This window comes from Pseudomonas sp. GW823-FHT02C05 (assembly GCF_058797595.1).
In genome coordinates, this window is the sequence record NZ_JBXAJU010000001.1 from 1501313 (window position 1) to 1516386 (window position 15074).

Here is a 15074-nt window from a genome sequence, read left to right on the forward strand (position 1 = left end):
AACATATGGGTTTTCTCGCTGGGAAGCGTGTCCTGATCGTTGGTGTCGCCAGCAAGCTGTCGATCGCCTCCGGCATCGCTGCCGCCATGCATCGTGAAGGCGCCGAGCTGGCCTTCACTTATCAGAACGAAAAACTCAAGGGCCGGGTCGAGGAGTTCGCCGCAGGCTGGGGCTCCAGCGCCGAGCTGTGCTTCCCTTGCGATGTGGCCAGTGACGAGCAGATCGCCCAGGTCTTCACCGCGCTGGGTAAAAAATGGGACGGCCTGGACTGCATCGTCCACTCCGTGGGCTTCGCACCTGGCGACCAGCTCGAAGGCGACTTCACCGATGCCACCACCCGCGAGGGCTTTCGCATTGCCCACGACATCAGCGCCTACAGCTTCGTGGCCCTGGCCAAGGCCGGTCGGGAAATGATGAAGGGCCGCAACGGCAGCCTGCTGACCCTGTCCTACCTGGGCGCCGAACGCACCATGCCCAACTACAACGTGATGGGCATGGCCAAGGCCTCCCTGGAAGCCGGCGTGCGCTACCTGGCCGGCTCCCTGGGCCCGGAGGGCACCCGGGTCAACGCCGTTTCCGCCGGCCCGATCCGTACCCTGGCCGCCTCGGGGATCAAGAACTTCCGCAAGATGCTGGCGGCCAACGAGGCGCAAACCCCGCTGCGGCGCAACGTCACCATCGAAGAAGTCGGCAACGCCGGCGCCTTCCTCTGCTCGGACCTGGCCTCGGGCATCAGCGGCGAGATCATGTACGTGGACGGGGGGTTCAACACCACCGCCATGGGCAACCTCGACGAGTGATCTGCGGCGGTGGCGAGGGGCTTGCGCCCTCGCCACCCTGCCCCCTCCCGCTCATTGGAAAGGCCAAACATGAAGCTGTGCTATCTGTTGCTCGTGCTTTTTCTAGCCGGCTGCGACAACACCCAAGATACCGCCTCGAATAAAACCCGGAGCAGCGTCGCACGCCTGCACATCTCCTTGGGCACACCGGTTGCCGAGTTCCTGGAAAAGAGCCCGGTGAGCTTTACCGCCGACTGCCTGGATGCGGTCAACCTATGTTGGTATGAGGCGGATCGTCAGGGAGCACTCCTTGACCTGAGCCTGGCCCAGCCCGAGGGCACGCTTGAACTGGATCAGGTGGCCGGGCTGCTGATTGCCGTTGATGGCAATACCTCAAACACCATCCAGGAATTGAACATCGACCTTCGCGGGCTGCCGGACAACAGCACTCACAAGGCCAACAAGGCGCTTGTCTATAACCTTCTCAGGGCGTTGAAGAACGCTGGATGGCAAAAATACTACTTCCCTTCCGACCCCCGAATAGCCGCTGGCGAGTTGCACAAGCTGGACTGGAAGGAAAGCCTCCTGGGTACCCAGCCACTCAGCCACCCGCTGTTCGATGCCAACCATGAGATGAGCCTTGAGCAGTGGCTGGGCAACAACATGTTCTATGACTGGTATCTCTATCACGGCAACTACATTGCGCATGTCCGAGCCCTGCGCTACGACTCGAAAAGCGCCCCCCTACAAAGCGCTGTCTACTTGATAAGCCTGAACCTGATGTCCCTGGACACGTTCTGGACCCGCGACTTTGCAGAGGCACAAAGAGCCCAATGGAGACCCCTGTTCCCTGCGCATTTGAAAGAACGGCTGCAACGTCGCTCAGAAGTTGAAAGCCGGGCCAGGGCGGCCGGGGTCGACATCGAGGAAAGCTATAGCCCACCGCTGATGGAGCGCGGCCAATAGCGCCCTGCCACTGACGCACTTCCCTGCCCCGCGTCACCGGGCAGGGCTTGGCGGCAGCAACCCTCAGCGAGCCCGCTTGCCCGCCTGCTTGTGCAGGTACATGGCCTTGTCGGCGTCCGCCAGCAACGCCTCGATGTCGGGATGGCGTTCGGCGTCGTATTCGATCTGGCCGACGCTGAAGCGGATGTCATAACCCCGCTTCAAGGTGGCATTGCGCTCGTCGAGAATCTCCCGCAGGCGCGCCATGATCGCCGAAGTCTCGATATGGTCGGCAGCGGTCAGCAGGGCCACGAACTCATCGCCCCCCAGGCGGCCGATCACATCGCTCTCGCGAAAGGCGATGCGCAGCACGTCGGCGAAGGTCTTCAGGGCGCCGTCGCCTTCGGCATGGCCGTAGGTGTCATTGATCTGCTTGAAGTCGTTGAGGTCGAAGAACAGCAGGGTCGCCGGTTTTTCCAGGCGCTTGCACACCCCCAGGGCATGCCGGGCCAGGGCCTCGAAGCCGCGGCGATTGGACAGCAGGGTCAGCTCGTCCATGCTGGCCATCTGCACCGCCGCCAGTTCCTGCTCGGCCATGCGCGCCAGGTCCCGTAGCAGTGCCCGATCCTCGTCGTCCAGGTCGCGGGGCTTGATGTCGATCAGGCACAGAGTGCCGAGCTTGCTGCCATTGGTCACCGTCAGCGGGCAACCGGCATAGAAGCGGATGCCCGGCGCGCCCACCACCAGCGGGTTGTCGTGGAAGCGTTCGTCCAGGCCGGCGTCGGGCACGGTGAGGATCTGGTCACCGAGGATCGCGTGGCCACAGAAGGAAATGTCCCGCGAGGTTTCGCTGACGTCGAGCCCCACGCAGGACTTGAACCATTGCCGGTCGGCATCCACCAGGCTGACCAGGGCAATGGGCACGTTGAACAGACGCTTGGCCAGCCGGGTCAGGCGGTCGAAACGCTCCTCCGGTGAGGTGTCGAGCACATTCAGCTCCCGCAGAGTCTGGATTCTCAAGGCCTCATTGTTGGGTTTGCTGGGATACAACATCGCTGACTCCATTCGCGGCTAAGATTCCAAGCGTAGTCCAGAATAACGACGGCTTATCATTTAAAGCGGCGCGGCAGGAGCCAGTGAGCAGGTGGCCCTCACAACCGGGGGGTCAACAGAATCCTCCCGTAGCCAGCCACGAACACGGCAAACGCCAGGCCTGCCAGCAGCGCTGAAAGGCCCAGCCCCAGGCTGCTGAACGGCACCAGCAGGACCCGGCACAAGGCCGCCAGGAACAGCAGCGCAAAACCACCGGCCATGGCCCGCGAAGCCTGCAGGGGCCGGCCACTGTGGCCGAGGCTGACCCGCGCCACCATGCCCAGCACCAGCCCGCCCAGGCCGCCCACCGCCAGGGCATGGGTCACCAGGCTCTGGGGTATCGACCAGCCCAGGTGCCAGAGCGCCATGCCCAGGGTTGCCAGGGCCAGCCACCCGTAGGCCAGGTACAGCGACCAAAGCAACGGCACCCTCCACAGCCCCGGCCGGTGCCAGCGCCACAAGCGCCAGCCTTGCAGCCCCGCCAGCAGGGCGAACAGCGGCGCCAGCCACCCGCGGGGAGCGTCACCGCCGCCCAGGGCCATGGACAACGCGGCCAGCAGGCTGCCCACCAGCAACACTCGGGTCGGCCAGGGCGATGTCGGCGCCTGGGGGGGCAGTTGCAGCCCGCGCTGGATGAAGAAGGGAATCACCCGGCCGCCGATCACCGTCATCAGGGTCGCCACCAGCCACAAGGCACCCAGTTCGCCGCGCCGCTGCCAGCTGTCCTGGTGTTCCAACAGGCCCCACAGGGTCAGCCCCTGAAACAGCGCCAGCAGCCCTAGTACCAGGACCATGGGGTAGTTCTCGCGCTTGCCGGCGCACCACAGCTCGCGCCCGATCACCGCCGCCAGCAACGGCATGAACGCCAGTTGCACCACAACGAACAGCGGGCCCGGCAGCGGCAGCCACCAGGCCAGGCGCCCCGCCAGCCACAGCAGCCACAGCAACAGCAACGGCGTACGGCTCAGGCCCGGGCGGCCGGTCCAGTTGGCCACCGCCGTCAGCAGGAAGCCGGCAACGATCGCCACGGCAAAGCCGAAGAGCATTTCGTGACGGTGCCAGGCCAGCATCCCGGCCACCGGTTGCAGGCCCGCCAGCGCACCATGCAGCCACAGGCCCCACCCCACCAGGGCAAGGCAGGCAAAGCCGGCGCCGGCGAGGAAGAACGGGCGGAACCCCAGGCTCCAGAGGGGCTGGCCGGTCCAGCGGTGCCAGGCTTCAGGCAAAGACACAGGCAGCCCTCCCCTGGCACTGGGCCATGCGCCGCTGGGCCAGCAGGCGCATGACATAACCGATCTTCAACAGGGTCGGCCCGATCATCACCAGGCTGTGCATCAGCACCAGGGTGGCGATAGGCAAATGGCCGGAATGGACATAGGCGGCGTACACCCCCAGGCCCAGCAACAGGCTGCCCGACCACAGCAGCGCATTGGACAGGTGCAGTACATGCAGCGGCGAATCGAAGTAACGGCTCATGTCGACAACTCCTCGAACACACAATGGCATGACTGGCCCTTCACGTTTCATGCCAGCGCGCAGAGCCCGTAAAACCGGGCCCTGCCACCTCAAGAGTCTTTATGACCAGATAAAGAAGAAGTCATAAAGACCGCCAACGCAGTCAATATGACTGCATTTTTCCCCGCTGCCCTTTTTCGCCGGCAAGGGCAGATTGCCCCTCTTGAGCCAATCCCCCCTCTGCAGGAGCGAGCTTGCTCGCGATGCATCGGAAAACGCCGCGCACTTCCTGTAGACCCGCGTTATCGTTGACGCCCATCGCGAGCTCGCTCGCTCCCATACAAGGATGTCGCCGATGCCCGAAGCTTCCTCCCCCGCATCCGAAAAGAGCCTGTCACGCCTGTTGCTGGAGTTGCTCTGGCAGTTGGCCGCCCTGCTCATCCCGATCTTCTTCGTCACCCTGCTGCCGCCCCCGGCGGCCCTGGGGGTGTTGCTCGGCTGCGCAGCGGCGATGACCCTGGCGGCGCGCCTGGGCTGGCCTAAAACCGCCCGCGGCCTGGCGCGGCTGATGATCAGCGCCGCGTTCGGCCTGGGCTTCAGCCTGGGTCGGGCCCTGCCGGCCTACTGGGATATCGCCGCCGCCTTCACCAGCATCTTTGCCGGGCTGGCAGCGGTCAGCCACCTGGAACGCCGCCTGGGGCTGGTGCAGCCGAGCCCCACACCGATCAGCGCCTGGGGCGGCAACGAACCGCAACAGACCCCGGAGGGCCAGCCGATCCGGGTGTTCAATCACGGCGAGATCGCCATGGGCGGGCCCACCTATTGCGACTACCTGTTCCCCGATGGGGTGCTGCTGCAAGGGCTGGGGTCCTCGGCGCGGTTTTCCAGTGACGGGCGCTACTTCGCCGCGCCGCTGCCTTCCAGGCAACACTGGGGGCTGGCCATCCTCGACCGTGAACAGCGCCGCCTGTACCGCTGCAACCGGGAACACTTCTGGGAGCTGGATGCCTTCAGCGCCGACACCCTCAGCGGCCGCCACAGCCCGCTGGTGGACAACGGCCAGCACCAGGCCAGCCTGAACAGCCTGCTGCAGGAGGCCGAATGCGTCGATCTGGTGGCGGTAGCCGATCTCTGGCTGGAGCCGGGCCAGTGGCTGGAGGCCCTGGCTTGCCAGGATTTCGAAGAAAGCGCACCCCACGGCAGCCACCGGCTGCACGCCAGCCTGGCGCTGCCGGCCAGCCTCAGGGCCCTGGAGCAACCCCTGGAACCCCTGCGCACGCCGCCCTATCGCATAAGCATCGACGGCCAGCCCAGCGGCTTGCTGCTGCGGGCGGACGCACCCCGCATCTGGCGCGACGATGGCCGGGCCCTGGCCTGCATCGCCCACGAGCAGGCGCAGCCTGAGGCCGCGTGCTGCTGGCTGTGGCAGGCCGACAAGGGCTGGCGGGCATTGCCCGCGCCCTGGGTCGCCAGCCATGCAGAACCATCCTTCTACCCTGGCCCGCTGCTCAGCCTGGATCGCCACTGGCTGGGCTACAGCGCATACCTGGACCTGGCCGAGGCGGACCACGGGCGCTACGGCTATCGCTTGCACAGTACCCACAGCGACAGCGAAACCGGCGTCGGCCACGACCGGCAAGGCTGCCTGCAAGTGGAGCCACTGCCGCTGACCCGCACCCAGTTGCTGCAGCCCCTGGACGGCAGCGGGGCCCGGGGCGAAAGCCGGATCCAGTCCCAGCCCCTGCTGGGCGAGCAGCGCGCGCTGTTCAGCTGGCTGACGGACAACCCCCGGGGCCTGGGTGCCTACCGATGCCAGATCGGCACCTGGCAACTGCCCGGGTGCTGGTTGCTGGACCATCGGGTTTCCGATTGCCAGCGCTACCTGGCCCTGCTGCCCTGGAGCGAGACCCTGGAGCTGGCCCCCCAGGTGGTGGTGGCGGACCTGCAACAGCAGCGCCTGATCTACAGCCCGGCACTGCTGGCGGCGCGCCTGCTGGACTTTCGCCAGGGCCGCCTGAGCCTGGCCGTGCTGGTCGGGCGCCTCGACCCGGACCACGCCAGCAGCCCGCTGCAACGCTTCAACCGGCCGGCGCCCGCACCTGAACACGCCGCGGCGTTCTGCACCGAAGGCCCGGCCTCGCAGCCCTGCTATGAGCGCCAGGACTGGCAGGTGATCGATGACCAATTGCAGCCCGTGGCGCCCTGGCGCCTGGTGGATCGGCCTCAGGCCGCGGTCGCCGAGGGTGACTTTATCCAGCCTGCCCCCGATGGCCGCGACGCCGCGTGGCTGTTTGGCAGCGAAACCGAGTACGCCGACAGCTGGCTGCGGGAAACCAGCCCGCGGCTCGGCGGCCACCTGCTCACCGCCTCCGGCTGTGCAGTAGGCGATCTGGCTCCGTCGCTGATCTGGTCCACCGACGCCCGCTACCTGGCCTTGACCCGGCTCCGGCTCGGCGCCGGCGACCCGCAGCAGGGCTACCGCGCCTGGCAGTTGCTGCTGCTCGATGTGCAGGAACGCAGCCTGCGCATCGCCCCCGACTGGCTGCGCCACCGCCCGCTGTTCCAGCACTTCGATGCCCGGGGCCTGGCGCTGCAGCTGTTCGAACGGGATTGGCAGGTGGCGGACGATCCCGATCCGGGCCACAGCCTGGAGTGGGCACTGGAGGACCTGTTGCGCCTGCCCGCCGAACCCTTGCGTGAACACCAGGGGCTGTGGCTGAGCGCCACCGACTGGCCCCAGGCCAGGGCGTGGCAGGCGCTACGCCGCCCGGCGCACCCGGCCTTCCGCGCCGGGGCTTGAGCCCCGGGGTCAATCGGCCTTCAGTGCCTGGGCGTCCCGCGCGCGCTGGCTGACAAAACCGGGGATCTGCTCCCCGGGCAGGGATTTGCTGTAGTACCAGCCCTGGATGGTCAGCTCGGCACTCGATTGCAGGAAATCCAGCTGCTCGCGGGTTTCCACCCCTTCCACCACCACTTTGAGCTTGAGGGTTTCGCAAAAACGCAGCAGGCCGTTCAACACCTGGGCGCCCTTGGGTTCACGCTGGGCGAGGACAAAGCTGCGGTCGATCTTGATCCCGTCCACCGGGAACTGGTGCAGGTAGCTCAGGGCGGAAAAGCCGGTGCCGAAGTCATCGATATAGACCCGGGCGCCCAGCGCATGGAGCTTGCCGATCCATTGCTGGGTCAGCAGCGCATCGCCCACCAGGGCATCCTCGGTAATCTCCACCGACACCTGGCCCTGGGCCCGGGCCAGAATCTCCAGCAGGCGCTGGCCATGTTCCCGGGAAGCCAGGGTGGCGCTGGAGATATTGATGGTGATGGGCAGCTCGAAGCCGACCTTGCGCCACGCCAGGTGCTGGCGCACCGCCTGGGACGCCACCCAGAAATCCACCTCGGGCATCAGCTTGGCCTGGCCCAGCCACTGCAGCAGTTCCCAGGGCGACTGCACCTTGCCCTCGCGGTCACGGGCGCGGATCAGCGCTTCGCAACCGCTGCACAAGCCGCTGTCCTTGATCACCTGGGGCTGATACTCCAGGTGGAAGTCGTAGTCGCTCAACTGCTGGATACGGGCTAGCTGCAATGACTGCTGGGCGGCCTGCTGGTAGGACGCCACCATCGGGTCCAGCTCGAACAGCCGGCCCCGCTCCTCCAGGCCATGGAAGGTGGTGTCGAAGGTTTTCAGGTAGACCTGGGCACTTTGCTCGCCCTGGCGCTGGATACTGCGCACATAGGGCATGTAGATCAGGATGCCGACCCCCAGCAGCAGCCCTTGCAGCAGCACCGCGCCCCAGTCGCCCTGGGTGCTGAGGTAGGCATTGAGCAGCACCGGCGAGGTAAAGGGCAGGCTCACCAGCGCCGGGCTCACCCACCCCAGTTGCACCACCAGCAGCGCCAGGCAGGCATTGACCATCGGCACCAGCATGAACGGTACCAGCAGGCGCGGGTTGAGGATGATCGGCACACCGAACAACAGCAGTTCGTTGACGTTGAACAGCGACAGCGCCAGGCTCGCCAAGGCCAGCAGACGCATGGAGCGGTTGCGCGAGAAGCCGAGGATCGCCAGCACCAGTGCCAGGGAACCGCCAGAGCCGCCAATGAAGGCAAAACAGCCCAGCAAGCCGCTGTTCAAGGCATAGCGCAATGGCCGGCCAGCGGCCTGATCCGCGGCGTTGAGCGTCACGGCCTGGTCCATCACATCCATCAGCGGCTGCATGGCATGGGCGCCATGAATGCCGAAGAACCACAGCAGCGAATTGGTCGAGGTCAGGAAGATCGCGTTGAGGTAGGGGTTGTCCAGGTCGTCGATATCGATCGGCCGCTCGACGTAGGCAAAATCATGGAACTGCAGCAGCAGTTGCAACACGCAGACCAGCACCAAAGAGGTCACCATCCCCGGCAGCACCATGTTGATGGTGCCCTTGAGGTTGTGCCCCACCAGCCCTTCGTCCACCAGCCGGGTCCAGCGCTGGCGGTGCAGCCGGGCCATCAGCGGCACATTGACCAGGGGCGAGGCGATGGCGATGAACAGCACGAAGGTCGCCGCCGCCCGCGGGTAGTCGCGCAGCAGGTAGATGGCGATCACCACATGGGACAGGCAGAGGAAGGCCACCGGCAGTTGGGGCAGGCGGTATTTGATCGCCAGCATGTAGCCGATGGACGCCGCCACCAGCAGGGGAATGATCGAACTGATGCGGTTGTGCAGGCCGGTCAGCAGCTCCACCAATGCTGGCGGCGCACCCAGCGCCTGGGCGCACTGGCCGAGGATCAGCAGCAGCGCCGAGACCAGCAGGCATGGCAGCAGCCACAACAGGCCTTCGCGGATCGAGCGTAATGACTCGGCACCCGCCAGGAGTGCCAGACGATGGGTGAAAAACAGCTTGAACCCCACGTTTCGCATAAGCCCCGCCCCTTTGCCGCTGCGCGTCCGATACCCCCCGGACGTTGCCGCCCGCCCCATGGATACGCAATGCAGCGCCAGGCCATGACAAGCGAATACCGGCGAAGATACCACTGAAGAAACCCCATTCAGCAAGCACTGAATGGCCCCGATCCCAGTCTTTTATCGTCCTGTTCACGCCAGGCTTGACTGCCTGCGCGGCCACCCGCTCAAGCACGGTCGATTGCGCCAGGGCTCGGCGATATCGTTTGCAGGGGTCGATGGCTTTTGCTTTAATCGCGATCAATTCCCATTTACAACCAGATCGCCAGCGGACACGCCTCCTTGCCCTCCACGCCTCTCGCCAGCCCGGACTCGGTCCACAGCCTCTACGATGCCCATCACCGCTGGCTCTACGAGTTGTTGCGCCGGCGCCTGAATCACGCCTGGGACGCCGCCGACCTGGCCCACGACATCTTTGTCCGGGTGCTCAAGCGCCCGCCGGTGCTGCGTGACGAGGTCCACCAGCGTTCCTACCTGGCCACCGTGGCCCGGGGCCTGTGCATCGACCACTGGCGGCGCCGGCAACTGGAGCAGGCCTGGCTGCAGGCGCTGGCTGCACGCCCGCAGGCGGTGCAACCCTCGGCGGAGCAGCAGGCAATCATTGTCGAGACCCTGTACGAAGTGGACGCCATGCTCAGCCGCCTGCCGGCCAAGGTGCGCTCGGCCTTCATCCTCGCTCAACTGCACGGCCGGCCCTACCAGGCCATCGCCGATGAGCTGGGGGTATCGGAGCGCATGGTGAAGAAGTACCTGGCCCAGGCCCTGCTGCATTGCGCGCTGCTGGAGGCCGAACTCGACGGCCTGCTGGTGGACTGAACCATGGACCCTCGACCCGGCGGCCGGCTCAGCCACGCCTGCCTGCAACAGGCCGCGCACTGGTACGTGCAACTGCAGGACCAAGGCAGCAGCGACGAACAGCGTCGCCAGTGGCGGGACTGGTTCGAGCAGAGCGCGGAACACCGCCAGGCCTGGAGCTATGTCGAGCGGGTCAGCCAGCGCCTGCTGCCATTGCAGGAGGCCAACACCCGCCCATCCGCCAGCCGCGCCCTGAGCGCCGCCCGACGTCCAGCCCTGGCACGGCGCCAGGTACTCGGTGCACTGCTGCTGGCCGGCCTGGGCTGGGGCACCTGGCGCAACAGCCCGTTGCCCCAGGCCCTGAGCCGCTGGCGTGCCGACTACGCCACCGGCACCGGGGAAGTCCGCGACACGCTGCTCAGCGACGGTACGCGCCTGTGGCTCAATGCCCTGAGCGCGGTGGATGTGCGCTACAGCACCGAGCAACGGCTGCTGGCGTTGCACCTGGGGGAAATCCTCATCGACACCGCCAAGGACCCGCAGCGGCCATTCCTGGTGCAGACCGAACACGGCCGCCTGCGCGCCCTGGGCACGCGCTTCAGCGTGCGCTGCGGCGCCAGCGACAGCCTGCTCAACGTCTACGCCGGCGCGGTGGAGGTACGCAGCGCCAGTGGCTTGCAGGTGCAGGTGGTGAATGCCGGCCAGCAGCTGCGCTTCGATGGCCGCACCCTGGGGCCGCTGCACGCCGCCAGTGCCGCCCGCGAAGCCTGGAGCCACGGCCTGCTGCTGGCCGACAACCTGCCCCTGGAGCAACTGCTGGAGGAACTGGGGCGCTATCGCAACGGCCACCTGGGTTGCGACCCGGCCATCGCCCAACTGCCGGTGATGGGCTCTTTCCCCTTGCACGACTCCGACCAGGCCCTGGCCCTGCTGGAAGCGGCGTTGCCGGTGCGGGTCAAGCGCCTGGCGTCCTGGTGGGTGACCCTGGAGCCACGTACCTGAAGCCGGAAAACTTTTTTCACCTGGCAGGTTCCCTTTTTCCGACGCCCTTCGGTTAACCCGGTAACAGTCCTCACATTGCCGACCCACAAGGGAACCCCATGCCATCACCCCGTCGTTCGCGCCTGCCCTTTCATACCCTGCCCCTGTGCACCGCACTGCTGTGCGGCGCCGCGCCCTGGGCCCACGCTGCTGCCGATGCGGGCCAGAACCAGTCCCAGGCTGAACGGCGCAGCTACAGCATCGGCCCCGGGCCGCTGGTCACGGTGCTCAACCGCTTCGCCGAGCAGAGCGCGGTGTTCATTGCCGGGCACAACGACCTGGCCGCCGGCAAGCAGAGCCCCGGCCTGAACGGCCGCTACAGCGTCGCAGAGGCCCTGCAACTGCTGCTGGCGAACTCCGGGCTGCAAGCCCAGGCGGTCAGCGGCGGCTATGTGCTCAAGGTACTTCCCGCCACCAGCGGCCCGCTGCAACTGGGCACCACGCAGATTTCCGCCCAGGGCCTGGGCAGCGTCACCGAAGGCAGCCAGAGCTACACCACCGGGGCCAGCGCCTCGGCCACCGGCCTCAACCTGTCGCTGCGCGAAACCCCGCAAACGGTGACGGTGATCACCCGCCAACAGATGGACGACCAGGGCGCCACCAGCATCGCCGACACCCTGCGCCGGGCCCCCGGGGTCAGCGTGCAGAACTACGACAGCGAGCGCTGGGAGTTCTCCAGCCGCGGCTTGCCCATCACCAATTTCCAGTACGACGGGGTCAACGCCACCTACGACGGGGTCTACGACTACGGCACCACCAGCACCGACATGGCGACCTTCGACCGGGTGGAAATCATCAAGGGCGCCACCGGCCTGATGACCGGCTCCGGTGACCCGTCGGCCACCGTCAACCTGATCCGCAAGCGGCCGACCAAAGAGTTCAAGGCCTCGGTCACCGGCACCGTCGGTTCCTGGGACAACTACCGCAGCGAAGGCGATATCTCTGGGCCTCTGACCGAAAGCGGCAACCTGCGCGGACGCTTTGTCGGGGTCTATCAGGATCGCAGCTCGTACCTGGATCACTACCAGAACACCAAGGACATCGCCTACGGCATTCTCGAAGCCGACCTGACCCCGGACACCCTGCTGACCTTCGGCCTGGACCAGCAGAACACCCGTTCCCGAGGCGCCACCTGGACCGGCTTCCCGATGTACTTCAGCGACGGCTCGCGCACCCGCTTCTCGCGCTCGTTCAACCCGGCCACCGACTGGAGCCGCCGCGACTTCAAGAACCAGACCCTGTTCACCTCCCTGGAACAGCAACTGGCCAATGACTGGACCCTGAAGGTCAGCTACGACCACCTGCGCCGCCAGCACGACACCCTGCTGGGCTCGGCCAGCGGCGGCAACCCGGACCAGGCCAGCGGCGACGGCATGTTCATGTACATGGGCAAGTTCAAGGGCGACCAGCGCCAGGACAACCTCGACATCAACCTGCACGGCCCCTTCAGCCTGTTCGGCCGCGAGCACGAGCTGATCGCCGGTTTCATGCTGATGAACGCCAAACAGGACATCCCGGTCCACGGCTCGGTGTACCCGCCAGTGGGCGGCAGCATCTACGACTGGCGCGGCGAGTTCGCCAAGCCGGACATCCCGAAGATCGGCGACAACGACATCCTCCAGCGCCAGACCGGCGCCTACCTGGCCACCCGCCTCAAGCCCACCGACGACCTGGCGGTGATCCTCGGCACCCGGGTCAGCGACTTCAAGGGCATCGACAACACCCGCTACCTCGACCCCAACAGCCCCGACGCACGCCAGCGCTACCAGCAGACCGGCGTGGTCACCCCCTATGCCGGGCTGGTCTACGACCTCAACGACAGCTACTCGCTGTACACCAGCTACACCAGCATCTACCAGCCGCAGATGAGCAAGGACGTCGACGGCAAGATCCTCGACCCGGTGCAGGGCGACAGCTACGAAGCCGGGATCAAGGCCGAGTACCTGGATGGCCGGGTCAACGCCAGCTTCGCGGTGTTCCACACCGAGCAGGACAACGTCGCGCAACTGGTGGACGGCTGGGGCATCGACGCCATCTACCGTCCGACCAAAGGCGCGACCACCAAGGGTTTCGAGGTGGAGGTGGCTGGCGAGCTTAGCGAAGGCTGGAACCTGTCGGCCGGCTACAGCTACAACCACACCCGCGACGCCAATCACGACTACGTCTACGGCTCCGTGCTGCAGAGCACCGAACCGCAGCAGGTGGCTCGGCTGTTCAGCACCTACCGCCTGCCCGGCGCCTGGGACCGCCTGACGGTGGGCGGCGGGGTCAACTGGCAGAGCCAGTTCTTCGGCAAGGTGTACCAGCCCGACCCGAGCGATACGGTCAATGGCGGGCATGACTCGCGCATCACCCAGGACGGCTACTTCCTGGTGGATGCCATGGCCCGCTACCAGTTCAGCCAGCACCTGAGCTCGACCCTGAACGTGAAGAACCTCTTCGACAAGAAGTACTACACCGGTATCGGCAACTTCAGCACCGGCTTCTACGGCGAGCCGCGCAGCCTGCAACTGGCCACCCGCTGGGACTTCTAGCCCCGCGCCGATCCATGGTAGCCCGCTCCGGCTGCGGGTTGACTACGCTTGTGCGAGCGTGCTCAACCCGCAGAGGAGCGCCCCCATGCAACGCATCCAGACCATCACCCCGTGCCTGTGGTTCGACCATCAGGCCCACGAGGCCGCACAGTTCTACTGCTCGATCTTCGAGCACTCGCGCATCACCCACGTCAGCCACTACGGCAAGGCCGGCTTCGAGTTCCATGGCCGCGCCGAAGGCTCGGTGATGAACGTGACGTTCGAGCTTGACGGCCAGGGCTTCAGTGCCCTCAACGGCGGCCCGGCGTTTACCTTCAACGAAGCGGTGTCGCTGCAAGTGCACTGCCGCACCCAGGCCGAACTCGACCACTACTGGAATGCCCTGGGGTTTGGCGGCCCGAAACAGGCCCAGCAATGCGGCTGGCTCAAGGACCGCTTCGGGCTGTCCTGGCAGATCGTGCCGCAGACGCTCGCGCAGATGATGTGCGACCCCGACCCGGCCCGTTCCGAGCGGGTGATGCAGGCCCTGCTGGGGATGAAAAAACTCGATATCGCGACGCTGCAACGCGCCTTCGACGCGCGAAGCTAATACACTCGTGGCCGGTCCTTGAGCGATGGATATGGCCTTGACGAAAACCGCCCCGCCCTCTGCAGACGCCCCCCTCTTCTGGCGCGATGTGGCCCTGCCCTTCATCGAGGCCCGCTCCATCGCCGACGGGCGCAAGGTCTGCTATTGCGCTCATGCCCATGAGCAGTTCTCCATCGGCTGCATCACCGCAGGTGTCAGTACCTACGTCAGCGAGCAGACGCAAAGGCAGGTGGGCGCCGGCACCGTGGTGCTGATGAACCCCGGGGTGGTCCACGCCTGCAACCCCATCGACGACCAGCCCTGGTCGTACCGCATGCTGTACGTCGACACGCCCTGGCTGACCCGCCTGCAACATGAACTGGGCGTGAGCCCCGAGTTGCAGTTCCAGCCCTTCGAGGAAACCAGCAGCGACGACCCGCAACTCTTCGCCGACCTCGAGCAGCTGTACCACGCCCTCGTGGACCCACAGGCCGAGACGCTGCACAAGCACAGCTGCGTGGTGGCGTTCTTCAGCGAGCTGCAACAGCGCCTGAACCCGGCCAAGGCCCCGCCCCGGGAGAACAACCACAAGCTTGAACGGGCCGCGCAGTTCATCCGCCAGCACTGTACCGAGCCCCTGGACCTGGAACAGATCTGCCAGGCTGCGCAGCTTTCGGCCTCCTACCTGATCCGCGCCTTCAAGCAGCAGTACGGCATGGCGCCCCATGCCTACCTGGTCAACCGGCGGGTGCAGTTCGCCCAGGCCCGCCTACGCCAGGGCGTGCCGATCGCCGAGGTGGCGCAGGCCGCGGGCTTCGCCGATCAGGCGCACTTGCAGCGTGCGTTCAAGCAGCATCTGGGGGCCACCCCGGGCCAGTACCAGGGGCCGCGACGGGCCAGGCGCGGCGAACCCCAGGCCCACTGAC

The 15074-nt window shown here is 66.3% G+C and carries 12 protein-coding genes; 8 read left to right on the forward strand and 4 right to left on the reverse strand.

Annotated features, from left to right (window positions below):
- Nucleotides 1–5: 5 nt before the first annotated feature.
- Together fabI and AC1RGE_RS06775 are read left to right on the forward strand one after the other, a co-directional pair.
- A complete protein-coding gene (fabI, locus tag AC1RGE_RS06770) occupies nt 6–800 on the forward strand; it encodes an enoyl-ACP reductase FabI (protein WP_015635823.1) in 795 nt (264 codons plus the stop codon).
- A 69-nt stretch (nt 801–869) separates the two neighbouring features.
- Nucleotides 870–1745, forward strand: coding sequence for a hypothetical protein (locus AC1RGE_RS06775; protein WP_492583723.1), 876 nt, complete (start codon nt 870–872; stop codon nt 1743–1745).
- A 63-nt stretch (nt 1746–1808) separates the two neighbouring features.
- On the opposite strand, the gene AC1RGE_RS06780 is transcribed toward AC1RGE_RS06775, so the two are convergent.
- From AC1RGE_RS06780 to AC1RGE_RS06790, 3 genes are all read right to left on the reverse strand, one after another.
- On the reverse strand, nt 1809–2777 hold the full coding sequence (locus tag AC1RGE_RS06780) for a GGDEF domain-containing protein (protein WP_258610815.1): 969 nt from the start codon (nt 2775–2777) through the stop codon (nt 1809–1811).
- A 98-nt stretch (nt 2778–2875) separates the two neighbouring features.
- The gene (locus AC1RGE_RS06785) at nt 2876–4048 is read right to left on the reverse strand and encodes an NnrS family protein (RefSeq protein WP_011061591.1); all 1173 of its coding nucleotides are present in this window, start codon (nt 4046–4048) and stop codon (nt 2876–2878) included.
- Nucleotides 4035–4292 carry a hypothetical protein gene (locus AC1RGE_RS06790; RefSeq protein ID WP_011061592.1) on the reverse strand — a complete coding sequence of 86 codons (258 nt, stop codon included), beginning with the start codon at nt 4290–4292 and terminating at the stop codon, nt 4035–4037. Before AC1RGE_RS06790 ends, AC1RGE_RS06785 begins: the two co-directional genes overlap by 14 nt.
- Before the next feature lie 334 nt (nt 4293–4626).
- Here AC1RGE_RS06790 and AC1RGE_RS06795 point away from each other — a divergent pair, with 334 nt between their 5' ends.
- Nucleotides 4627–7071 (forward strand): hypothetical protein, encoded by a 2445-nt coding sequence (locus tag AC1RGE_RS06795; protein WP_401260158.1) that lies wholly within the window; start codon nt 4627–4629, stop codon nt 7069–7071.
- Nucleotides 7072–7080: 9 nt separating this feature from the next.
- Here AC1RGE_RS06795 and AC1RGE_RS06800 read toward each other — a convergent pair whose 3' ends face one another.
- Nucleotides 7081–9168: an EAL domain-containing protein gene (locus AC1RGE_RS06800; protein ID WP_011061594.1), complete on the reverse strand. Its 2088-nt coding sequence runs from the start codon at nt 9166–9168 to the stop codon at nt 7081–7083.
- Between the two features lie 324 nt (nt 9169–9492).
- Between AC1RGE_RS06800 and AC1RGE_RS06805 the strand changes: the two genes are divergently transcribed.
- From AC1RGE_RS06805 to AC1RGE_RS06825, 5 genes are all read left to right on the forward strand, one after another.
- The gene (locus AC1RGE_RS06805) at nt 9493–10026 is read left to right on the forward strand and encodes a sigma-70 family RNA polymerase sigma factor (protein WP_011061595.1); all 534 of its coding nucleotides are present in this window, start codon (nt 9493–9495) and stop codon (nt 10024–10026) included.
- 3 nt (nt 10027–10029) lie between these two features.
- Nucleotides 10030–11007 carry a FecR domain-containing protein gene (locus tag AC1RGE_RS06810; RefSeq protein ID WP_183000350.1) on the forward strand — a complete coding sequence of 326 codons (978 nt, stop codon included), beginning with the start codon at nt 10030–10032 and terminating at the stop codon, nt 11005–11007.
- A 98-nt stretch (nt 11008–11105) separates the two neighbouring features.
- A complete protein-coding gene (locus tag AC1RGE_RS06815; RefSeq protein ID WP_492583725.1) occupies nt 11106–13580 on the forward strand; it encodes a TonB-dependent siderophore receptor in 2475 nt (824 codons plus the stop codon).
- Between the two features lie 85 nt (nt 13581–13665).
- Nucleotides 13666–14169, forward strand: coding sequence for a VOC family protein (locus AC1RGE_RS06820; protein WP_011061598.1), 504 nt, complete (start codon nt 13666–13668; stop codon nt 14167–14169).
- Nucleotides 14170–14194: 25 nt separating this feature from the next.
- Nucleotides 14195–15073, forward strand: coding sequence for an AraC family transcriptional regulator (locus AC1RGE_RS06825; RefSeq protein WP_072441640.1), 879 nt, complete (start codon nt 14195–14197; stop codon nt 15071–15073).
- Nucleotide 15074: the final 1 nt, after the last annotated feature.

Bases quoted from the DNA above. Each gene is read 5' to 3' on its own strand.
- AC1RGE_RS06800 (WP_011061594.1), bottom strand. From the start codon at position 9,168: ATGCGAAACGTGGGGTTCAAGCTGTTTTTCACCCATCGTCTGGCACTC.
- AC1RGE_RS06795 (WP_401260158.1), top strand. From the start codon at position 4,627: ATGCCCGAAGCTTCCTCCCCCGCATCCGAAAAGAGCCTGTCACGCCTG.
- AC1RGE_RS06825 (WP_072441640.1), top strand. From the start codon at position 14,195: ATGGATATGGCCTTGACGAAAACCGCCCCGCCCTCTGCAGACGCCCCC.
- AC1RGE_RS06775 (WP_492583723.1), top strand. From the start codon at position 870: ATGAAGCTGTGCTATCTGTTGCTCGTGCTTTTTCTAGCCGGCTGCGAC.
- AC1RGE_RS06820 (WP_011061598.1), top strand. From the start codon at position 13,666: ATGCAACGCATCCAGACCATCACCCCGTGCCTGTGGTTCGACCATCAG.
- fabI (WP_015635823.1), top strand. From the start codon at position 6: ATGGGTTTTCTCGCTGGGAAGCGTGTCCTGATCGTTGGTGTCGCCAGC.
- AC1RGE_RS06790 (WP_011061592.1), bottom strand. From the start codon at position 4,292: ATGAGCCGTTACTTCGATTCGCCGCTGCATGTACTGCACCTGTCCAAT.
- AC1RGE_RS06780 (WP_258610815.1), bottom strand. From the start codon at position 2,777: ATGTTGTATCCCAGCAAACCCAACAATGAGGCCTTGAGAATCCAGACT.
- AC1RGE_RS06815 (WP_492583725.1), top strand. From the start codon at position 11,106: ATGCCATCACCCCGTCGTTCGCGCCTGCCCTTTCATACCCTGCCCCTG.
- AC1RGE_RS06810 (WP_183000350.1), top strand. From the start codon at position 10,030: ATGGACCCTCGACCCGGCGGCCGGCTCAGCCACGCCTGCCTGCAACAG.